Origin of the sequence: Oceanipulchritudo coccoides, from assembly GCF_010500615.1 — a bacterium.
GTDB lineage: Bacteria > Verrucomicrobiota > Verrucomicrobiia > Opitutales > Oceanipulchritudinaceae > Oceanipulchritudo > Oceanipulchritudo coccoides.
In genome coordinates this window covers 326240-349969 of the sequence record NZ_JAAGNX010000002.1, presented here as the reverse complement: position 1 = coordinate 349969, position 23730 = coordinate 326240, and the positions used below count along the sequence as shown (strand labels likewise).

The window sequence follows — 23730 nt, the reverse complement described above, 5'->3', positions numbered from 1 at the left end:
CTCAATCATTTTGGCACCTTATGACATCGGCATACACCAAATTCAAGTGGCAAGACGTGAAAAGACATTTGCCGGATAGGGGGAGGGCCGGGCCAATTTAATTGACCCCGCCGCAGCATAAGGTTTTTTTATAGTTGCCATAAGGAAACCTCGGGTTGGTTCATGCGGTCATGTCGCTTCTCCAGCTCTCTTCAACGGTGATTTTTCTTTGTTGGTGAAACCTCCACAAAGAAAGCCAAATCATGCGTTTTAGCGTTCCTTTCCTCCTTTCCAATTTTCTTGCTTCCCGTGTGCCGATCCTGATGGGTGCGGTTCTCCTGTCGGGAATCATTCCCAATGTATCGGCGGAAACGACGACGGGAGAAGTCACGCGCTTTTCGCCGGACGAGGGCCAACCCCTTTTTCCGGCGGGAAATTTAAATGTATTCAAGCAATACGTGCTTGCCGTAGACGAATCCGAACGGGTGGGAAAGCGGGTCAGCATCGACCTGTTGTTTACCTCCCTTGAATTTGGGGGCGAAGTGTCGGCGGGGGTCAAGGCAGCCCTGGGTCTGGAAGTGGGCATGTGCTTTGGTGGCAATGCGGATTTCGACCTGGCCTTCAAACCGAGTATTACGGTACCTGACCGGTATCCGACGGAATTTCCCATTCGGTTGGTCGTGGATGAAGGCCTGCTGCCCGACTCGCATTTCACGACGACATTTCCTCCTCTTGGGAAAGCTTATGCGGATCTCATTTTTGATTTGGGAGCCCACCTGAAGGCGACTGCCTGTGTGTTCGGCTGTATCGATGCAATCGATTTCAGTTTTGATACCTGCGATCCCCGCATACCATCGGTAGGAGGTTATCGGATGTTCAAGGAAAGTGTGCGCTGTGACCCCGCATTGGATGCCGAGGCTTATTGCAGTGTGGAGCTGGCTTCGTTCAATCGAAACGATGACAACACCTTTCGCATGCTCAATGTAACGGCAAACAACCGCTTTGAGTTTGTCGATAAACCCTACCTTGAATTTGCGCCATCAACTGGAACCAATTTCACCAAGACATTTGCGGTAAATTCCGAAACCAACACCCTTGTCGTGAGTGGAGTTCATCGGCTGAGTAATGAACAACAGGTCAAAGTATCGTCCACCGGCTCACTTCCCGGGGGACTGAGTAGCTCGAAGATATATTTTGTCACCAATCTCAAGTCGGCAGGGGCGTCACAAATCGAGTTTCAACTGGCGACGAGGAGCGGCGGATTGGGGATCGCCATAAGCAGCGTTGGTTCGGGCGAGCATTCAATCTCGCTTGTGGAGACGAACAAGCCCGAGGCCCCGACTTTCGGAAACTACGGGACCATTTCCATCAATGCCCCGACCGTTGGAACCGATTCGCGCACCGCCTCAATCAACGGTGAAGAAAAATCATTCACGGTTAATCCGCTCAATGACACGGTCGCGATCTTGTCGCCTCCGGGTTTCCGCAATGGGAGCAAAGTGAGAATATCCAGCGCCGGCAAGTTGCCCGGAGGACTCAGCCGTGGATGTGTTTACTATGTGACGAATGCGAGTCAGGGTGGTTTGGTTTTTCAACTTTCCACAACAAACGGGGCCGCGCCCGTCGCCATTGCAGATTTGGGCATCGGCACGCATCGGATCGCCCTGAGTGCGGAATTCAACACCGCCAAAAGCCTGAAGAGCACGGGAGCTGAAGACATGCTGTCCATCAGCATCGATGTCGCCAAACTGGTTTCCGACATTCTCCTTCCCCCCACCTTTCCCTCGCTGTCGGATTCAGGCTCGCAGGGACCCGTGTCCTGGGATTACACCTTGGCATCGCTGAACCTTGGCCCAGCAGTCCAATTAAAGACGGACTTTGAAATGACATGGGATCTCGTGGTGACGGATATTCTCTTTATGCAGCCGGGTACGGTGGGCGCAAATGCCACGGTTATCGTTGATGGTGTGGAGGTCAGTGGGAGCTACCGGAGCAAGTTCCCTGCAAAAACGGTCCACCTGACCAATGAAGGCCCCTCTCCACTCCCTGGAGTTGTCTTAAAAAACACGGATCCGGTTGCGGTAACGATTATCTACGCCCTGCGTCCAAAACTGAAGACAACGGTTTCCTCGCCGTTTCTCGGACGCGTCAAATATGCCGCGTTGGGAGCAGGTGCATCGATTGATCGCGTGGGTGAGTTGCGCTTTGGGCCACTGATTCAAGGAGAACACGTCTTCAAGGCAGGCGAGTTTACAGTCTTCGATGGTGATCCGTCCGAAATTGCCAGCGCTGAAGCGCGAACGGAGTATGAACTCCCTCAGGATATTTCCCGTTACGACCTTCTTTTGGTCGATACCGACACGGATCCGCTTCCCTCAGACGGTTGTGCATTGGTAATTGTTTACAGGAGTGGCGGGGTGCTCAACATTCGCATTTTTGATTCTACCGGTGATAGGGTTGAAGACGAATTGGCATCGACCCTTCTTTCCCCCTCATCCTTTGCGGCCCTTGAGGATCAGTTGGATCCATGGCCAATCGCGGATTTGAATGATGACGACAGTGAAGCCGTCCTGGAGAGCGCTACGTCGATCGCTGGAAATACTCCCGGTGTCATTAAATTTGAACTACAGGCGGCAGGTCCACCGAGTTTCCTGTGGAACCCACAAGGTCTGGAAGGTGGAAATAACGGTTTTGGCAATTATCGATACTGGAACTTCATTGGTGGAGATGTCGCCAACCCGTATACCAATTGGCTCGAGCTCATCCTCTATGAACAAAACCCCAATGATCCCAATGCGGATGATTCCTATCCCGGGGCACTGGGAACCGGCAGCGACGCGACTATTGATGTCACGCCTTACCCGTTTCTTTACCAGTCAGTTGAAATCGCCTCGCTTAATGTTGGATCATCCGGGCGACTGGATATTTATCAATTCGCGGGTTTTGACCCTGTCAACCTGACGGTGAATGGTGGCGCCATTACCAACAGCGGAACAATAACTTTGAATGCGGCTTCTTCAGCGAATACGGATAATTCTTATCTGCGTTTGGACAGGCAGGATGCTATTCTCTCAGGAACGGGTACGCTTAACCTGGACAACGGCATGAGCTTGAGGGGATATCCCGGCGGCCAACCCTTCACCTTCATCAATGAAAACGAAATTTCTGGTATCGGCATTGCCATGGATCGGTATGGCGTCGGTGGTGACTCAAAAACCACTAACCTGGGAGCATTTATTGCCAGCGGCGGAAGTGGTAATGGTGATAAACTGATCTCCTCAGCCGCCCTTTTTATCAATAGTGGTGAGCTTATCGGTGAGACAGGCGCAACCCTGCAGGTCAAGGGAGCCCGTCTTGAAAACCGGCCCGACGGGCTTATCCGGGCTGTCGGCAATAACGCCTCCGTCTTTGTTCAGTTCGAGGAAGTGGAGCAAACCGGTTTTCTCAATGCCTCAGGTGGTGGTTATATTGGTATTTCCTCAGGTAGTGGGAATGGAACTACATGGTATGGTCAGCAGTTACTCTCCGACTGGAAACCGGGATCTGGATTTACCTCAATATCCAGAGGCGGGTTTCTCGCCACGGGCTTTGAGAGCCGGATCAATTTCTATGATGCAGATGTCATTGGTGGATTTTTCGGGATGTCGAATGGGGGGCTGGTGAGCTCCACGATTTCAAACTTTGACGGATCCGTATTCCAGATTGGCGATTTTAGCACGACCTCAATAAACCCCCAGTCGGGAACACTGAGAATCAGTGGAGGGGAAACTACCCTCTTCAAGGGAGCCTACCTGACCAACCACGGAACGCTCGAGATATTCGGTGAGGCGGAGTTTACGGAGACCATGTTATTTGCAAACAACGGAACGGTTCAGGTGAATTCCAGCGCAGTTCTCCAGATCCGGGAGAACGTGGGCAGGACCGCTGATCCGGATGCGTCGGAAGTAGCCAAGCGTCAACCCGGGATGGCCAATGCCACGGGCGAATTACTGGTCGGCGGTACCTGGGATATTGCAGGAACCTTGCTTATTGATGGCGCCACCTTCATCGGGACGGGCGCCAACGCCTTGCGCACCAGCACAAACTTTGGTTCGGCCGATGAGGGCTTTGAACCGGATCCGGTAACGATCGAGGACGACCTGAGTAAGGTGCTCTCCCTCGGTAATCCAGCGCACGTGATTCTTCGCGGCGCTGAGGCTGCGTTTCCCGCCCTCGATTCGCTACAACAAAATGGCGGTGTCCTTGAACTGCTTGAAGGCGCCGACTTTCCGGGAGGTGAGCCCGGGAGTTTGACCGCAGGGGATTTGATCAACCGTGGAAGAATAATCATTGAGGCAGGCAGCGTTTTGTCCGTCGGAGAACGCTACATTCAGACCGGCGCGGATACCGAAACGGTGGTTCTCTCCGGTGGGGAACTGATCAGTGCGATCGGCAACTACCAGATTATCGGTGGTGATTTTACCGCTGAATCCGGTGCGAACGTCATTGGTTTGAATGGAGGGTCTTTCCGTTCCGGGACAACCCTCCGGGTGGAGTCGCCGCTTATTGACACGAACGAGACGGATTTCACAGGACAGGAGATATTCATCCAGGAGAAGGTGATTGTCACTCTCGGTAGTGGAATTGCCATTACGGCTATCGACCCGAATGTCGATGTTACGATCCACGGGGGCGCTGTTCAATTTCCCGCGCTCTCGAATAACCTCAGCTTCAATGCCGGCCGGCTTACCCTGAGTGGTGACGGCATCGACAATTCCCCCAATATCGGGTTCGGGAATTTTACTAATACGGCGGCAGTGAATGTTCTTGGCAAAACCACCAGATTCAGCTCCACCGACTACACCCAGAACGGGTCGGGATCCTCCACCCGTGTGGGTCCGGGGGCCACCCTCAGCACGCCTGATCTGGTGATCAATGGCGGGGAGCTGGTTTTGGAAATCTCCGCCCGTCCAGCAGAGAACCAGTTTGGGAAAATCCAATCTGCCAGGGTGAATTTTAATAACAACCTGGTGATCGATTTCATCGGTGAGGTGGCTGAATCCAAACCGGATATCGGTGATACGTGGCCCATAATGAATCCCAATCAAAACAGCAGAATAAGCGGCGAAAGCATTGTTGATTTCCGGTGGAACGGGGGTTCCCTGCCATCCAACTGGTTGCCCATGAATTCGCGCCTTGAGGTAGTTCGCCTAAAGCCGAAGGAAGCCAACGACGGCGGCATTCTGAGCGGACTCGGGATCCAAGTTGTTCCGGCTGGCGGATTCATCGAGTATGAAGACTGGGCAGTTGCCGAGGGCTTCGACCGTTCCCCGACAAGTTTCCTGTCGGATCCAATGCGTGATTTCGACAACGATGGCATCAACAATGTTTATGATTTCCTCTTTGGCTACAACGGCGGCAACGGGATGTTCCCTGGAAGGCAAGCGTATCGGTTAATCGATGCGGACGAAGCAGGTGCGTACTATGAGCTCAGTTATGAACGTCCCTCGGGCACGGGTGCCGCTTACATTCCCTATTACACTCGGGATCTCAAGAAGTGGTATCCCGCCGGCATGCTTATTACGGATATCGTTCCTTCCGAATTTCAGCAGGGCATGGAACGCGTGATTCTGCAATCCACTTTCCCAATTCCCCCGGGCTCGGTTTATTTCCGCGTGACGGCCTCTCTATATAATATTGATCCCGGTTTGGTTCCGGAGAATCCGCTCAACAGGAACGGTTGTGGTTCCATGAATAACCTCCAACCAGAGGACCTGATTCAAGATAATATAACGCCGAGCTATGAGGTGGTCTTCGGCAAGGAGCTGTATTTTCGAACTTCCGGGTGTAGTGAAGGAACGGTCCAAGCGTATATCACCGGTGACAACGAGGGCCTGTATGTCTACGGTGGTTTCTCCGGTCTCGGACGGGCTGCCGTGCATGCTGGTTTACTCGAAATAGGCCAATATGGAATACTCAAGGTGACCTTCATCGAACCACTCCCGGTTATCGACGATCCGAATACATCGAGCTGGGAATGGGAACAGAATGGGGTGAGCGCAGACCCTATCCCGGCACCAACAGAGGCCAATCCTTACAGCTTTTTCATGGAGTTGATCAGCGTTGAAGGAGATTAACCTCAAACTAAAAAGCTCCATGAATTCCAAGCGCTTTGACCCGAATATTCACCAATCCATGCAATTATTAAAACTTAGTCATTGGGCCGTACTGGCCAGTCTCATTCCCTTGTTCACGTCCTGCAGCAAACCGGAGGAAGAGGTCGCTTCAACCCCGGTTGAGGTTGTCTCTTCGATAGAGGCCGATTTGTCTCCCGCAAAAGAGGCCGCAACCACCGCTGCCGGTTTCGAGACAGTCGACCAGCAGGCCAGCTATGGAATGGGATACGGGATGGGTGCCAATATCGCTCGCCAAGGCGTTGTTAAGGCCGATCTGGACGCCCTCTTTGCGGGCCTGAAGGACGGGCTCGCATCCGTGGCTCCACAACTTGACGAAGCTACATTGAGAGCTGCATTTTCCGAACTGGATAGCCGGGTCGCTTCAGAGGCAAAGGCCCAGAGCGAGGCCAACCTGGCAACGTCGGTCGCGTTTCTTGAGAAAAACGCCGTGCGCCCGGACGTGACCGTCACCGCTTCAGGCCTGCAATATGAAGTCCTCGATCCAAGCGAAAATCCCGAGGCTCGTAAACCGACCACTACTGACAAGGTGAAGGTCCATTATCACGGGACACTCATCAACGGGACAGTTTTTGATAGTTCTGTCCAGCGGGGCGAGCCGCTCACGATTCCTGTGGCTGGGGTCATCTCCGGTTGGGCCGAGGCACTCCAGTTGATGTCTATTGGCGAAAAGTGGAAAATCACCGTCCCGCCAGCCCTCGGATATGGCGCTGAGCAGACCGGCGGCATCCCAGGCAATTCCGCACTCATTTTCGAGATTGAATTGATTGCCATCGAGGAGGAGTGAGCCCGCTTGGCGGGTAATAACCGGCCATGCGAAGCTCCGTAAGACAAACTATCCGATGGCGTCGTCCGAATAATTGATCGCGGCCGGAGGGATCGCCTGACGCATCAATCCGGACTCAACCACAGGATATCGTAGGGTTCCAGTTGCATCGAATCGTGGAGGGCTGAAGTCTTGCCGGTGAATAACTCCCGGACCGGAACCAAAAGAGCTCATGGAGACAATCTCCATGAGCTCTAAATTGATACCTGGGAGGCACTGTTGCTCCAAAGTCAGGAGCAACAGCGTACTGGTAAGGTCTATGGGGCAGGCACTGCGTCCGGATCGATGCTGAACCGGATGAAGAAGGGATTGCTGCCCAATGGATCAGAATCGTAGAAACGGAGGGTGCGAACACCTCCAACGTCTGATTCGACCACCCGGTTTGCGGAGATGTCGCGCCAGTTTGTAAGGTCGAAGCTGGCTTCGACGACAACATCAAGCGCATCATCCTGTGCGGAATCCGTCTCGATGACCACACTGCCGCGGACGATTGTGGACACTTCGTGCTCCTCAAGAATCAGGGGCACCGGTGAGTCAATCGTGCCGGCATCGGTGCCTTGCCATACTTCCATGAAGTTGAGGTGGCCATCGCCATCAGGATCTGCGCCGTCCCCGATGATCGCGAGATCAGTTTCACCCGGAAAGGGGCCTCCTGCATCCGAGAGGAATGCGGAAATGATATCCTGATTGGTCACGACATCATTGACCGTAATCGTCACTTCGGCAAAATCCTTGAGTGCCGGGGTGCCGTCGTCACTGACAGAGACCGTCAGGGTGTAGGATGAAGTCGCGTCGAAATCGAGCGGCGCGGCGACTTCAATGAGACCGCTGCTATCAATTGAGAAAGCTCCACCGGTGTTGCCATCGATGATTTCGTAACCGCTGATACTACCGTCATCGGTAGCGGTTACAGTAAGGACATCGTCACCAATTGCCGCGTTTTCATCAACAGATCCGCTGTTGTCAGAGGCAACTGGCGGGGTATTTCCGGATGTATTAAGCGCTGTTTCAACTTTGATGTTGGTGAAGGTGATGCCATTGTCTGCAGTCGCTCCAGAGGATGTTGTGCTACCGAAGGTGCTGGAATTCACCCAGGCTCCCAACATACCGAAAGTATTCGCAATGGTGCCGTCCAAATCACTCGCCGTATGTGTAGCAAGTGGCGCGCCGCCGCTTGCGAGGCTTAACGAAGCGAAAATTTCCAGAATGCCGCTACCCGTTCTCGTAACTGTTATTACAACGACATAATCCGTCGTTGCGTTAAAAGTATAGCCATCAGAAGAGCTATTACTGATTGAGTCCCACTCAGAGGTCGTTCCCAGGAATCGTCCCAGCGTGGACGCTACATTGTGCTCCCTGACCGTGATATTGGCCGTAGCGCCCGTATTGACGTCAAGATCAATCATATAGCCGGGCAGGCCAACATAAAGCGGATTAGAAGAGCTCGATGAAGAGGACAAGTCGTCAGCCAATCCAGGATTATTGAAGTCCATTAGCGCAAACTTGAGCGCCGTGCTCTTGCCGCTCCCGACGGTTACCGGAGTCGTAAAGCTCATCGTGGCAGTTAAGGAATCGCCAACAGCAAGCGTCTGCGGAGCAAACGTGCCATGAATTCCGCGACCCGAGGTGCCCGAAATAAGGCCTAGCTCTCCGACGTAAGCTTCGATGGAATTACCACTTGTGCTGCTTGAAGACCACCAGTCGGCCTCCAAGGCGCCCGTATTGGCGCGATTGCCATCCGCAAAACTGTCGTCAACGAGCGTTCCGCCTGTGAACGATGAAACCACTGTGATATTCAAAGTAGCCGTATCGCTACCCAACGCATCAGCTACCTGAACCGTATAGGTATGCAGACCAATATTGGCTACCGTTGGCGTTCCGGACAATGCCCCGTTAGGATCAACGACCAACCAGTCTGGACCGGGACCGGAACTGGAGACTTTCGTGAAGGTCAGTGAGTCGTTTTCAAAATCTGTAGCGTCATCGGCCAAGGTATTGCCGCTGTAGTCAACACCCTCAGTGGCATCCAATTTCGTAATTGGATCGGAGGTGAAGGTCGGTGCCTGATTGGGGGCTACTGTGATATTCAAAGTGGCCGTATTGCTACCACCCGCGTCAGCTACCTGAACCGTATAGGTATGCAGACCAAGATTGGCTGCATTTGGCGTTCCGGACAATGCTCCGCTAGGATCAACGACCAACCAGGCTGTACCGGGACCAGAACTGGAGACTAACGTGAAGGTCAGTGGGTCGTTTTCAAAATCTGTAGCGTAATCGGCCAAAGTATTGCCGGAGTAGTTAAGATCCTGAGTGGCATTGGTTTCAGTAATTGGATCGGTGGTGAAGGTCGGTGCCTGATTGCCGACTAAAATACCTTCAGCTTGAATTGTGATATTCGAGAAGGTGATGCCATTGTCTTCGGCCGCGCCTGCGGTTGTTGTGCTACCGAAGGTGTTGGAATTTGCCCAGACTCCCAACATACCGAAGTTGTTCGCGATGGTTCCGTCTATATCACTCGCCGTGTAGCTGGCAATTGGCGAACCGCCAGTGCTCAACAAAGCGGTTATACCCAGACCGTCTGTCGTCAATCTCGTTACGGTGATAACAACGACATACTCGGTCGCCGGGGAGAAAGTGTAGCCAAAGCCAGAGCTACTGCTGATTGCGTCCCACTCGCTGGTCGTTCCCAGGAATCGTCCCTGGGGATCAAGTAAATCGTGCTCGCTGATATTGATATTGGCTGTTGCGCCCGTATTGACGTCAAAATCAATCATGTAGCCCGGCAGGCCAACGTAGAGCGGATTAACAGAGCTCGATGAAGAGGATAGGTCGTCAGCCAACCCACTATCATTAAAGGCCATAATCGCGAATTTGAAAGACGCTTCCTTGGCAGTGCCAACGGTTGCGGGAGTGGTAAAGGTCATCGTTGCCGTTAAGGAACCGCCAACATCTAGCGGCTGTGGAGCAAACGTGCCATGTATTCCACGACCCGAGGTGCCCGTAATAAGGCCTAGTTGTCCGACATAAGCTTCGATTGAACTACCACTTGTGCTGCTGGAGGACCACCAGTCAGCCTGCAAGGCACCCGTATTGGCGCGATTGCCATCAGCGAAGTCATCATTGACGATTTCCGGCATAGCACTCGTCGTCCACGTAAGTTCGTTGAAACGAACAGTGGCCGCACCAGCATCCTGAAGGTAGAGACCCGCTTTCCAGTAGCTTGGATAGGTCCAATAGGAAACATCTACCGAAAGCTTACTTACACTGTCGATCAGGACTTCCATATTCCCGTTGTTCACGACGATGTCACAGTCAAAATAAGTACCAAGAGGCATCAGTCCAAGATCGACTTGCGCGTTGACGGTACCCGTTGCATCCGTCTTGTAAACTGCCCAAATGTGCCCGGTTGAAAGAAGTCGGTAGATGCGCACCAGAGGCAAATTCGGCCCGCTCCCCACATTTGCATCATCGTGAATCTGCATCACTGTCACTTGCTCACCGACCTGCGATATTACCGACAAGTTAGCATGGGCAGTCCGGACACCGGTGTTAACAATCCAGTTTTGCAAATTTCTCAGCTCCACCCGTTGGTCAGCTATATCGTGCGTAAACGCCATCTTGTCCGTGTCTTGGAGCGTGAAGTAAGGCTGATCGTACCCGGCAAGGAGTGCCGCCGTATCCGCGGCAGTTGAACTATCGGGATATTGCAATTTAGACGCTGCGAGCGCATCGAGGAATTTGGATTCCGTGGATGGCGCAACCGCAGAGACGAATGCCGGTACAGCCAGCAGGGCAGCCAAAGTGGCTGTGATATGTCGTTTTGTGATCATGATGGTAACGTTTGGGGTTAGTGCTCAGGATGAAACACCCCAATTAGGCCGCTAATGAGCTTCAGAGGATAACAGCGACCGGGGTGAAACATAAATTGTTATTAATAATAATTATTAATTAGTGGGTCTGGATTTCCGGGGCAAGGGAAAAATGAAAGAAATTAATAAGTATCAATTAGCAAAAGGAGGGTGTAAGATTCTGTTGAGTCGCCCCCTTTGTGGTGCACTGTCATAAATCCGGGCGCAAAAAAGCCGCATCCTCAGGTTTGATGCGGCTTGGTTTCGAATGGCTCGCCATCCGAAGCCCGCAGGGCGAAGGATGGTGCGGGCGGGGAGAATCGAACTCCCACGACCAGCTTGGAAGGCTGGAGTTCTACCATTAAACTACGCCCGCTTGAGTCGACAAAGGATGGGAATAAGGCCTCTGGAACGGGAGAGGTCAAGACGGATTTTAGTCGAGGCTTACTTGGCCCAGCTGGGAAAATCGCCAAAGGCGGCACCGGTGACAGCGGGGAAGAAGATGTAGACGGCGAGGAGGGTGAGGCCGACGGCAAAGAGGTTGAGGACAATACCGGTTCGCGCCATTTCAATGATGCGGATCCGCTGGCTGCCGAAGACAACGGCATTGGGGGGCGTGGCAACCGGCATCATGAAGGCCATGGAGGCCGAAATGGTGGCGGGGATGGCGAAGAGGAGTGGATGCACGCCCATACTGGCGGCCCATGAGACGAGGATGGGCAGGAGCATGGTAATGGTAGCCACATTGGAGGTGAGTTCCGTGAGAAAGGTGACGCTGAGGCAGATGACCAGCAGGAGGATGGGAATGGGAATATTCCCGAGGGCGCGGAAGGATTCACCGATATGCAGGGACAGCCCGCTTGAGGCAAATCCGGAGGCAAGCGCGAAGCCCCCCCCGAAGAGGAGGATAATGCCCCATGGGAGCCGGCCAAAAACATCGGTATCGAGGATTCGGTTGGCCTTTTCACGTTGGCGGGCGGGGACCAGGAACAGGACCAGGGCCATGGCAATGGCAATGGTCCCGTCGTCAATCCGGTCAAAGCCAGCCCACAGGCTGGACCAACCGGGTAAAGTGAAGATGCCGAGGTCCAGATCGCGGCGAAAGGTCCAGAGAAACACGGTGCAGGCAAAAACCACTAAAACAGCTTTTTCCTCAAAGCGCATGGGGCCGAGCTGCTTCAGTTCAGACCGGATGATGGAGCGGTCCAGTCGCAGGGATTTGTCAAAACGGCAAAGCACGTGCGTGAGGAGGAACCATGTCGTGAGCAAGAGGACAATTGAATAGGGAACGCCCATTATGATCCAGTTTCCAAACGTGATGGGCGGTGCCTCCGGGAACAGTTCCTGGATTATCCGGATGAAGGCCAGGTTTGGGGGTGTTCCGACCAGCGTGGAGACCCCGCCGATCGTACACCCGTAGGCAATGCCCAGCATCAAGGCGAGGGTGAGTGGATGCGACCGTTCCTTCCCGAACTCCTCTTCCATCTTGGAGACCACTGCCAGCCCCACAGGCAACATCATCACGGCGGTGGCGGTGTTGGATATCCACATCGAAAGGAATCCACAGGCGACCATGAAGCCGAGAATCAGCAAGTCCGCCCGCCGTCCGATAACGTAGATAATATTGAGGGCAATCCGCCGGTGGAGGTTCCAGCGCTCCATTGAGAGGGCAATAAGAAAGCCACCAATGAAGAGGAATATAATGGAATTCACGTAGTCCTTGGCGATCGAACCGCTGTCGAGAATTCCAGCGAGCGGAAAGAGGACAATCGGCATCAATGCGGTGGCTGCGAGGGGAATGGCCTCGGTAATCCAGAGGATTGCCATGAAGGCGGCAATAGCCGCCATTTTTCCCACTTCGGGGCGATCCGGAACCGGATTATAAAATAGGAAAAGCCCCGCAAACACCGTGAGGGCCAACACCAGACCGATTCGTTTCCATGGCAAATTCGACATACTTTCTTCCTCCTCAATACCCCACCGCGTGATTGGTACGGCGGTAATCCGCCCAGCCGGTTAGTTTGCCCTCCCCGGAAATTTCCAGACCGGTCACGCCGCCAAAGAATTCGGTGTCGTCCGAAACTTCAACCTGCCAACCCTTTTCACGGAGATGAGTGGATAGCTCCAGAGAGGTGTCTTTCTCCATCTGGAAAAGGTCCGAATCCGGTTCAGCGGACCAGCTCCTCAAGAGGTGGAAGCGCGGGGAACTAATCGCCTCCCCCAACCCGCTTCCGAATTGCAAATGATCAATAAGGACTTGAATGAGCGTGGTCGGGATTCGTTGTCCACCAGGCAGGCCGATCGCCAGGACCGGCCGGCCATCCTTTAAAACAATCATCGGCGCAATTGTGCTTCGGGCACGTTTCTGTGGGGCGGCATAATTCACCCCTTCCGGATTGAAGGTGCTGAAATTATTCAGGGAGTTGTTGAGGATGACCCCTGTGCCGGGCGCAATGACACCGGACCCAAAGTGGTGGCTGAGGGATTGCGTCACAGAGGCCACATTGCCCTTGCTGTCAGCAACCACAAAGTGTGTGGTCCAGCCGCCCGGGCCGCTGGCGAGCGGCTCAGCCGCTTCAAGGCCGTCTTGTTCAGATATCCCTGCCAAATCCGTTTTCAATGCTGCCTTGCGCAATTGGGCGACCGCTTCCGGATCAACCAGTTTTTCCCACGAATCCATCGCCTCCGGGACATCGGCAATAGTGTCCTGAATAACTGGATACACATGTCGCATGGCCCGGCCCCAATGGTCGATATTGTTAGCCGTACGGAAGGGTTCACTATCCGGCCATGAGTGCCCCTCCAGAACTTTCAAGGCAAGCAGGACAGTGGCTCCGCCCGAGACCGGGGGCGTGGCGGTCATCAACTCGTAGCCTTCCCAGTCGGCCGTCAAGGGCTTGGAGACCTGGGCTTTGTAGTGTTTAAAATCGGACAAAGTGAGTGAGCTTCCTTTCGATTGCAGCTCATTCACTATCAACTCCGCAACCCTTCCCTCATAAAATCCCTGACGGCCCTTGGCCGCGATGTGCTCCATCGTAGTGGCCAAATCGGGATTGGGAAGGCGAGTCCCCTCCTCCGGCACAGCCCCACCAGGCATGTACAGGCGCGCACATTCCGGATGTGACTGAATTCGCTCAATGCGTCGCTCGAAAAAGACTTTCATTCCGGGAACCACCGTAAACCCGTCCCGTGCCAAACGGATTGACGGCTCGAGCAATTCCGCCCACGGACGACTTCCCAGCTTTTCATGGGCTGCCTCCATCGTCGCGACCAGACCGGGCACGCCCACTCCCAAGGCACCTTCTGCCCGCGCGTCTGAGCCGGCTTCCACAAAGGCCTCCACATCCAGTTCCGCTCCGGATTCGTCCAGACCCTCAAAAAACCAGGTCTCTCCGCTTTCGGCCTCGAAATAAACAATGACACACTTTCCGCCAATCCCGGATCCGTAGGGCTCCGCGACGCCCAGTGCGAAAGAGGCAGCGACCGCCGCATCCATTGCGTTACCACCCGACTTTAGTACCGAGAGCCCAATCTCAGCTGCCTCGGGATGGCCGGCAACAACCATCCCCTGATCGCCCATCACCGGGACAATTGATTCGGTGGAAGCACATCCGGCCGTTGAGACAATGAGGCATACTGCACAGATCAGGTGAACAGCCCGTACTCGGATAAATTCTCCCTGCTTCATGTCCATGTCTTTTACTTTTTCCTAGTAGCCCGCCTCAATAAGGGCGGCAATAATTCGTTCACTGCCCCCAATCACATGACCGCACATGACCACTTCCGCTTTTGTCGGATCACGGGCCTCGATCGCATCCACAATGTCATGGTGGCACTTGCTCGGCTTCTTGTGATCCGTCACCCGCCCGATTCCCAGATAAGCCGGTCGCTGGTATTGATCAAGGGACGACATGACAATCTGTTCCAGAAAATGGTTGTCCACGCATTGCGCCAAGAGGAGATGGAAACGGGCATTCGCCTGACAGAAAGCGACAAAGGACGCATCGTCCCCAGCCTTGATCTCTGGCATTTCCGCTGCTGCCCGAAACAGCTTGATGTCTTCCTCGCTCGCCTTGACTGCCGCCAGCGCAGCCACTTTGGACTCAACTATTCTGCGGAGCTCCTGCAGGCGCCTCGCCTCCTCCGCACTGATTGGTGCCGCCAAATACCCGCAATGAGGACGGAAAATGACCAGGTCCTCATTGCCCAGACGGTTCAAGGCCTCCCGCAAGGGCGTCCTCGAAACCTCCAATTCCTCACAGAGCGCCTTCTCCCGGAGATGCTCCCCAGGAGCGATCCGGCCACTGAGAATGCGACGCTTGATTTGTCCATAGATCTGGTCCCGCAAGTTTCGGCTCCCCGGCATGTCTTCCGGGATTTCTATCAGCGATGGCTTCCTTTGATGCATTCGGTTTTCGGTAGAGATTAAGGTCCATTTACAGCGGACTGATCACTTTTTGCTACGGGTCGCATCCCCAACTGTCAAGGGATTCCGGCATTTCGTATACGATTACTAATTTTGGGTTAAGTTGCTTGTAATAAGACGCTTACCCGCCCAATATTCACAGAATAAGACCCGCTTAAAGGAAAAACCCTCTTTCAATATGGGTTTGACAAGCCGTTTAGCCTGTTTTCGTATACAATCTTTCACAACTCAACCACTACCAAGGAAATAGATATGAAAAAGACACCCTTAACCGGGAGCGCATCCAACTGGTTGCCGCTTCGCACTATAATAGTAAGCGGGCTCTGTGGTCTGCTGCTTCCCTTCAACGCCGCCAGCGGCCAAGCAGAAGAGGATGAAGATGTATTCGAGCTCGAGCCAGTGACTGTATTGGGCTCCGCGATTACACGGTTTGACCAGGAATCAGGACTTCCCGTTTCCATTTTGGAAATGAATGAGATTGAGTCCGATGGATTCATTTCCCCGGGGGAGATATTTTCAGAACTTGTTTTTACTGGATCCCCGGAATTCAACGAGACGGAGGACGGTCCCAATGACGCCCGTGGCGATGTCACCTCGATCAACCTGCGCGGCGCCGGCCCGGGACAGACCCTCGTCCTCATGAATGGCCGTCGCCTGGCACCGCACCCGCTCAACCAAACGGTGGGTCAGGCACCCAGCGTGCTGGTCAACGCAAACGTGATGCCGGCAGGGCTGATTGAGCGGATTGACGTTCTCCGTGACGGTGCTTCCGCCATTTATGGTACGGACGCCTCAGCCGGGGTGGTCAATACGGTTCTTGATACCAACTTTCTCGGCAATGAAGTCCGGCTCCGCTATGGACAGGACGGTAGCGGGGACTACACCGAGCAGCTCTACACCTATACCGGTGGATTCGACTTCAATGAAGGGAAGACCAACCTGTCATTGTTTCTCAGCTACTTTGAGCGGGATCCAATTATCGCGACGGATCGATGGTACGCCCGCGCTGGCGACAAGCGGCCTTTGGTCGATGAAAACTGGCGAGGCGATGTGTCCATCATCAATGTCAGCTCAGGTAGTGTGTATGCACGCTTTGAGACAGACCTTCCCGGCAGCCGGGATGAACTCTCACAAAACGGGGTCGAAATTACTGACGGCACCGGCGAATTCCACATCAATGCACCGGGACTTCCGGGAACCACAGCCGTGCTGGCTGATGGAACCAACATTGACGACGATGCCCTGCCCCGCGACGAGCGATATGACTTTGCTCCCTGGCGGACGCTTACCTCAGAGGTGGAGCGGACTAACTTTTTCGCCACCCTTCACCATGAGTTTTCCGATACATTGAAGCTCTTTGCAGAGATTGGGTATTACCATGCTGATACGTGGCAGCAGCGTGCCCCCGTGGTCATTGGCACCAGTGACGACATCGTCATTCCGGCACAGAATTACTACAATCCATTCGGGCCGGTAACCTTTGCCGACGGACGTACTAATCCGAACCGCCTTTCGGGAATCACCTTGCAAAACGGCGACCCGCTCCCGGATGAAGGAATTGGGATTGTCCTCGAAGGCTGGCGGACAGAATGGGCCGGACCCAGACTGGTCGATGTCGAGACAGACAGCTACCTCTACACGATCGGGTTGAAAGGTAAGGCATACGACAACTGGTACTGGGAAACCGGTATCCGCTACAACTTGAACGAAGCCACCGACACCTCCTCCAACCGCTTGTCGAAGACCGGACTGTCAGGAGCCCTTGCGGATGACACACCTGCAGCCCTGAATGTCTTTTCGGGACCGGGGGCAAATAACCGGGAGGATTTTGAGGATCTCATCATTCAAGTATCGCGGACAGCAGAAACAGAATTGCTGAGCTACGACCTGCGGGCCAACAACCCCGAGGTGACCGAACTCTTTGGCAACCCGGTCGGTATTGCCCTTGGGATTGAAGCCCGTGAAGAAACTTACATGGACGACCGCGATCCGCGAATCGACGGGACAATCCGCTTTGACGACTCCTTCCAGGGCACTTCCGATATCATTGGTGTCAGCCCGACAGAGGATACGGACTCTGATCGCGAAGTTATCGGCGCTTATGCTGAGCTTCTGGTCCCCATTGTCGGTGAGGCAAACAGGACGCCCCTCTTCCATCGCCTCGAAGTGCAACTTGCCGGCCGCTGGGAAGACTACAGCGACTTTGGCGACCTGACTAAACCCAAAGTTGGGGTCATGTGGTACCTCAGCCCGGATCTGCTCCTGCGCACAAGCCAGGCACAAGGCTTTACCGCGCCGAACTTGTCCATCCTGACAAAGCCGATCCAGCGCTTCAACACCGGTATCCTTGACGACTACCGGCTCCAGTGGGATCCGGATAACGCTGCCAACGACGGATCGGAACAACTGGCTGACCTTCGGGGTGGAAACTTTGGTCTGGGACCGGAAGAATCCAAAACCAAGACATTTGGTATTGTCTGGCGTGTACCCTACATCGAGGGCCTTACATTGACGGCCGATTATTGGGAAATTGAGATCACAGACCGTATCGGGACTATCGGGACAGCTGACATCATCGATGCTGACCAGGACATCCTTGATGCCCTCTCCGCCAACCCGGCAGATTATTCCCCCGGTGATGTCGTCATCGGTGATCCGCGCGTTGAGCGTGATCCCATCACACAGGAGCAAATCGACCTTGCAACAGGCCTTGGATATGCACCGGCTGGTGCGATCTCGCGGGTTATCAACCCCTTCGTCAATGAAGCGGCGCGGGAGATTTCCGGCTGGGATTTCGGCTTGGAATACGCCTTCCCGGAAACGTCCTTTGGTCGCTTCCGCCTGACGGCTGAGGGAAGTTACCTTGAATCCTTCGATGACATTGAAGTTGCAGGGGACAGCCCGGTTAGCCAGATCAAGGACGAGATCAACCCGCGCTTCCGCGGCAAGTCCACCCTTAGCTGGCGCAAAGACAACTGGTCAGCCAGCGTCACCGTCAATTACATCAGTGAGACAGTTGATAACGATGTGGATGGCGATGATGGACGCGAGTGGGTGATCGACGATTACATGCGCACCAGCATTCGCATGGGCTACCGCTTCAACGACGGATCGCTGGACGGCCTGGCCGTTTCCTTCGGTATCCGAAACCTCTTCGACGAGGATCCATCCTTCAATCCGGATGAGTCCTTTGGTTATGAACCGTCCCTGCACAGCAACCGGGAACGGTATTACTATCTTGACCTGAAGTACTCCTTCTAAAAAGGGGGCGTGGGAGAGTTGATGTGATTATTGTGGAGAATCCGGTGCCCGGCCGAGGTCGGGCGCCGGCCCCCTCCAATCGCAAACCTTGTCCATCTTGACAGGAAAATGAAGTTTGATCTGAAAGCATTTGAAGAAGAACTGAAGTTCCTTGTGAATATAGATTCCGGCTCAACGGTCATTGATGGCGTGAACCGGGTTTCTGACTGGTTTGAAGACCGGTTTAAACAACTTGGATGGCAGACGCGCTTTGTCGCGTATCAGCCAGATCACTACGGCAAAACCTTGTTCACATGGAATGGCGATGCAAATGATCTCGACCTGTTGATTATTTCCCACGTCGATACTGTCTTTCCTGACAAAACCGCTGAGGCTCGGCCCTTCTCAATAAAGGACAAGCGTTACATGGGACCCGGAGTGGCCGACATGAAGGCGGGATGCCTGATGGCGTTGCATTCCATTGAACAGCTTGAACACGAGAAAAGGCTGAATGGAAATATTGGGATTATTTTTAACGGGGAACACGAACTCAGCTGCCCGACAATTCGGCCGTTTCTGGAAGAGAAATCCAAGCAGGCAAAGGTAGTGGTGACGACTGAGCCAGCACGAGCGGACGGCTCCTGTGTTCGACAGCGTAAGGGAATTCTCCGTTACACCATTCAATTTCACGGAAAGAGCGCGCACTCGGGTGTGGATCCTGAAAACGGAAACTGCGCTGTCACAGAAATGGCGCGCATGATCTTAAGGCTGCGGGAGCTGGATGACCCAAAGCGGGGAATCAATCTGAACCCGGGTATTGTCAAGGGTGGCGTCTCCATTAACGCTGTTCCAGATTTTGCTGAATGCCGTTTGGATGTGCGGGTGGTTCACATGGAGGATGCTGTTCGACTTGCGAAAACTATTGAAGAAATGGGACAGGCTCCAACGGATCCAAAGGTTACCATTGATGTGTCGGGCGGAATCACCCGGCCCCCGATGCGGCCCACCGCACGGGGAGATGAACTTATCGAATCCATGAACGAGATCGGGAAAAAATACGGCGTTCAACTCAAATGGACATTCTCGGGTGGAGGATCGGATGCATCATATGCAAGCGCATTCAACATTCCTACCCTATGTGGTTTGGGGCCTGTGGGCGGCGGCTATCATACGGATCGCGAGTACTTGGAGATGGCTGAGCTGAACGAGCGTATGTCCATCTTCAGGGATTTTGTCGAAGCAATCGGAAACAGACAAACCTGATGATTCCACGACAACTCGTCTTCTGGCTCCTGACTCTATTTGGGTTATTCCTGTCGGTCATTCTTGAGGCGGTGCTTCCCGATGGAACCGGTTCATTCAGCTTCACAAGTGAAAGAAACGGCAAGGAGGTTGTTGTCCACTATGTGAAGTCGGATAATTATAACCCGGGCAACCCCCCGGTGATGGTCTTCCACGGGATGAATCGTAATCCTGGTGAATACCGGGATGGATGGATCGAGCTGGCGGATAAACACGGGCTCTTTGTCATCGCCCCTTTGTTCAGTGAGGAGGACTATCCCAATACCGTCGGGTACAATTTGGGAAATGTTTTCCTTTCCGAGGAGGACTTGACCCGGAAGCCGGAATCGGAATGGAGCTACAAGGTCCCCGGAGAAGTATTCGACTATCTCAGGCATACAAGCGGTGACACACGGGCCAATGGATACTTTGCTTTTGGTCATAGTGCCGGAAGCCAGTTTCTTCACCGGAAGATTGCCTTCGCACCGGATGAACAGCTCTTGCTGGCCGTGGCCGCAAATGCAGGCTGGTATACCTTTCCATCTTTCACGGAGAGTTGGCCCTACGGATTCAAGGGGACAGGAATTTCTGAAAAGGACATGCCGGCCTACCTTGCTTCCAATCTGCTGGTCCTGCTCGGCGACAGGGACAATGATCCCATGCACAGTAGCTTGCGCCGCGCACCGGAGGCAATGTTACAGGGTGCCCACCGTTTTGAGCGTGGCCAGGTTTTCTACAATGCCGGTAAGGAACTGGCAGAGAAACTTGGAACTGTATTTAACTGGCAACTACAAGTTGTTCCGGGTGTAGCGCATGAAGGCGACCGCATGGCCCCGGCAGCGGCTCGTTTCATGGCCAATAAAATGGAGCCCGTTCCTCATCCCCTGGAGCGCGTTACACAGCTGATCGCCATTCTTTTTATTGCCCTTACAGTGTTTATGGTCGTCAGGCGCTACCAGACTCATGCCACCCTTTTCATATCCGGTTTTGCCCTGTTGATTCTTGCTTATGTCTCTGCCCGGATCACCGGAAATCCTTTTACGGCTTATGAACATTCTCCGACCGGATGGTTTGGATTCGACCTCTTTGCCATAGTGAAGGAGAGCTTCTCCACGCGCCTTGCAAAGATCGGGCTGATCATCATGGCCGCAGGCGGGTTCGCGCGATACATGTCGTCCATTTCCGCTTCCACGGCCTTGGTCAAATTATCAGTGCGCCCCCTTTCCAACCTGAAGAACCCGTACCTTCTCCTGGCATTTGCCTACGCCGTTGGACAAACCTTGAATATCTTTGTCCCGAGCGCGGCTGGCTTGGCCATGCTGCTCCTCGTCGCGATGTACCCGACGCTTGTCGAGCTTGGCCTGCGACCTGTCTCCGTGGCAGCGGTTATCGGGACGACAGCCTGCCTTGATCTCGGTCCCGCTTCCGGAGCTTCGAATGTGGCTGCCAGTGTAAGCGGAATGGAACCCGTGGTTTATTTTGTGCGTTACCAGCTTCCAGTCGCAGTGTTCGTGATTCCCGTTGTCGCCCTTCTGCATTTTCTTTGGCAGCGGTTTTGCGATAAACGCTTGCCGGAAGAGCCGGAGCAAGCCTTGGCAGGTCTTCAAGACGAGGTTCCCAACGAGAACGTGCCCGGCTTCTATGCTTTTCTCCCGATCCTTCCCTTGGTGCTGCTTCTGGTGTTCAGTCCACTTGTTGTTAAATCAATCCAGGTGGATGTTGTGACGGCCATGTTGATCAGCCTCTTCTTCAGCATGGGCTGCGAAGCCATTCGCAAACGAAGCCTCAGGGAGGCCCTTGCCGGGATCGTTCACTTTTTCAAGGGCATGGGCGACATTCTGGCCAAGGTTGTGACGCTGATTGTGGCTGCCGAAACTTTCGCCACCGGGGTCAAGGCGACCGGCCTCATTGACGGGTTAATTGGCATGGTCCAGAACGCCGGCATGGGAAGTATCGCGATGGTGATCGCACTCGTTTTATTAATCGGGTTTACAACACTCGTTACAGGAAGTGGCAACGCCGCCCTGTTCAGTTTCGCGAACATGATTCCCGGTATTGCCTCACCAATGGGCGTGAGCACCGTTACAATGATGCTCCCTGCTCAGCTGGCAGCGGGCTTATTCCGCAGCTTCTCCCCTGTCGCAGGCGTGATCATTGCTGTTTCCAGCGCGGCCAATGTCAGCCCGTTCGCCATTGTGAAGCGAACTTCAGTCCCGATGATCGGAGGCGTGATTGTCATGGTCATTGTGCACGCCCTGATCCATTAGCCTGTATACAGGAAACTCAAAACCTGAATCAAGTTGGTTCCCCCAGAATCCCAGCGAGGCAAATCCAGACAGGCAGCGAGGTTCGAGGGTGATCAGGTAAAGTGCGTTGGGTTGGGCTGTACTGACAATCCAACTACCTTGGGGAAACATCCGGTTTTGCGTCTTAACATCCATCGATATTTCATGGTTGCGCAGGACCGCCGGTCGTACAGGTGCCCCGTCGCTTCGCAGTAATTCACCCCCGTACAGAACGGCACTTCCCGGATTGAAAGTATCCACGCTTAGGGTCTCGACCGTGATGGCTGTTTCTTTATTCAGGGTTGTCATCTCGAGTCCGAATCGACGCAGCCGATCCGCCAATGCGGCCTCGCTTGCGTGCAGGACATAGGCAGCTGGCCTTTTCTGGATATCGACCACGGTCCCCTTGGTTCGCTCCCAATAAGTCGTCTCAACCGCCTCCGTCCCGAAGGTTTCAGCGTTCACCAGTTCATGGGTTGAGGGCACCTTCACCGGGTCAACCCGAAGAACCCAGTCATCCTTGCCTGATGTAATTGTATTCCTCGCCTCCGCGACAATTCGCCTGATTTCATCCTGATTCTCCGCCACGGTCTCCAGCACCGAGCGGGCCGCCGTGTATTGCGTGAAGGTGCGCCTGTGAAAATGTTGGGTTCCAAGACCAATTCCCCTGCCTTCCGTCAGCAGGCTGATGCGTCCAGCCATCGCCAAGGCATTCTTCTCACTCACAAAGGTTGTGGCCGATTCACGAACCCGCACACCATCTTCCTGAAAGTCGAGGAGGCGATAAGGTCCCAGATGTAGTCCAGCCGCATCAAAGGCCTTTTTCATCCCTCCAATCACGACCCCATTAGTGAATGACAGGATGTCCTCCGGAATGTTGGGGTTGTTCGGGCCAATCGTCATCAGGTCATACGGCCACGCGTAGGCGTCGTGCTCATGCATGTCCATGACCACTTCAGGATCGTATTCCCGCATCAGGCGGTAAACCGCCCGGATGGATCCGCTTTTGTGCAGGATGTAATCGCGGTTTGGATCAATATCTGTCCCGGTCCGTCGGCGCATTTCGCGTGCCCCCTCGGGATTCAGGACCGGCAGGATGATGATATTCATGTCCAACTCTGCGAGGTCCCCTCGCGCCAACTCATAAGCCAGCTCAAGTGCCCCTTCTGTCGAGGCGGGCTCATTCCCGTGTACCCGCGCCTGCACCAAAACCGTCACGGCGTCAGGGCTAGGACTTGTCTGAAATAGCGCCCTGATGGGCACCCCCAACAGGCTCTCCCCTACTTCGCGTACCTCCAGGTCCTCCCGCTCAAGGGCCAACTCGTCCAAGGCAGCATAAACTTCCTCGACGGTCGACCAGCGACCCGTTTTCGCGCCGGGTGTCCGCAGTTCCTTTTCCGGCTTGGGAAACCAGCGCTCTGTAAGCCCGGACGGATCACGGTAATATCCGTCCTCTACCTCCGGTCCCGGAGCCGTGTAACCAAAAAGCAGACCCGGGAAGACACACAGGGGCAGGCCTTTAATTAATTCTAAAAACGCCTTCATATGAGGCGATTGTATACAAGGCAGGTTGAGGTCAACCAAAAATGGGGTATTGACAGCCCTAAACACCCTTGTTCGATAGAGATTGTATACATTAACCCCGAATTGCAACTCTTGTAGATATGAAAGA

The 23730-nt window shown here is 54.1% G+C and carries 10 protein-coding genes and 1 tRNA gene; 5 read left to right on the top strand and 6 right to left on the bottom strand.

What is annotated here, in order from left to right:
* Window positions 1-242: 242 nt before the first annotated feature.
* Both G0Q06_RS07100 and bamJ read left to right on the top strand, forming a co-directional pair.
* Complete coding sequence (locus G0Q06_RS07100; RefSeq protein WP_163963901.1) at window positions 243-6095, top strand: hypothetical protein; 5853 nt, start codon at window positions 243-245, stop codon at window positions 6093-6095.
* A 19-nt stretch (window positions 6096-6114) separates the two neighbouring features.
* Entirely contained in the window at window positions 6115-6939 is an 825-nt protein-coding gene (bamJ, locus tag G0Q06_RS07095; RefSeq protein ID WP_238710393.1) for a BamJ family beta-barrel-assembly machinery protein, read from the top strand.
* A gap of 296 nt (window positions 6940-7235) precedes the next feature.
* Here the strand turns inward: bamJ and G0Q06_RS07090 are convergent, their stop codons facing one another.
* From G0Q06_RS07090 to G0Q06_RS07070, 5 genes are all read right to left on the bottom strand, one after another.
* Complete coding sequence (locus G0Q06_RS07090) at window positions 7236-10808, bottom strand: polysaccharide lyase family 7 protein (protein WP_163963900.1); 3573 nt, start codon at window positions 10806-10808, stop codon at window positions 7236-7238.
* A gap of 320 nt (window positions 10809-11128) precedes the next feature.
* A tRNA-Gly gene (locus tag G0Q06_RS07085) sits at window positions 11129-11202 on the bottom strand.
* 68 nt (window positions 11203-11270) lie between these two features.
* Window positions 11271-12782 carry an SLC13 family permease gene (locus G0Q06_RS07080; protein ID WP_163963898.1) on the bottom strand — a complete coding sequence of 504 codons (1512 nt, stop codon included), beginning with the start codon at window positions 12780-12782 and terminating at the stop codon, window positions 11271-11273.
* A gap of 13 nt (window positions 12783-12795) precedes the next feature.
* Window positions 12796-14514 carry a gamma-glutamyltransferase gene (gene ggt, locus G0Q06_RS07075; RefSeq protein WP_163963896.1) on the bottom strand — a complete coding sequence of 573 codons (1719 nt, stop codon included), beginning with the start codon at window positions 14512-14514 and terminating at the stop codon, window positions 12796-12798.
* 21 nt (window positions 14515-14535) lie between these two features.
* Entirely contained in the window at window positions 14536-15234 is a 699-nt protein-coding gene (locus tag G0Q06_RS07070) for a GntR family transcriptional regulator (RefSeq protein ID WP_163963894.1), read from the bottom strand.
* A 270-nt stretch (window positions 15235-15504) separates the two neighbouring features.
* On the opposite strand from G0Q06_RS07070, the gene G0Q06_RS07065 reads away from it, so the two are divergent.
* From G0Q06_RS07065 to dcuC, 3 genes are all read left to right on the top strand, one after another.
* Window positions 15505-18513 carry a TonB-dependent receptor plug domain-containing protein gene (locus G0Q06_RS07065; protein ID WP_163963892.1) on the top strand — a complete coding sequence of 1003 codons (3009 nt, stop codon included), beginning with the start codon at window positions 15505-15507 and terminating at the stop codon, window positions 18511-18513.
* Window positions 18514-18621: 108 nt separating this feature from the next.
* On the top strand, window positions 18622-19755 hold the full coding sequence (locus tag G0Q06_RS07060; protein WP_163963890.1) for a M20 family metallopeptidase: 1134 nt from the start codon (window positions 18622-18624) through the stop codon (window positions 19753-19755).
* On the top strand, window positions 19755-22040 hold the full coding sequence (gene dcuC, locus G0Q06_RS14485; RefSeq protein WP_238710391.1) for a C4-dicarboxylate transporter DcuC: 2286 nt from the start codon (window positions 19755-19757) through the stop codon (window positions 22038-22040). The genes G0Q06_RS07060 and dcuC overlap by 1 nt, the downstream gene beginning before the upstream one ends.
* Here dcuC and G0Q06_RS07050 read toward each other — a convergent pair.
* Entirely contained in the window at window positions 21981-23603 is a 1623-nt protein-coding gene (locus G0Q06_RS07050) for a M14 family zinc carboxypeptidase (RefSeq protein WP_163963888.1), read from the bottom strand. The genes dcuC and G0Q06_RS07050 overlap by 60 nt on opposite strands.
* Window positions 23604-23730 lie beyond the last annotated feature (127 nt).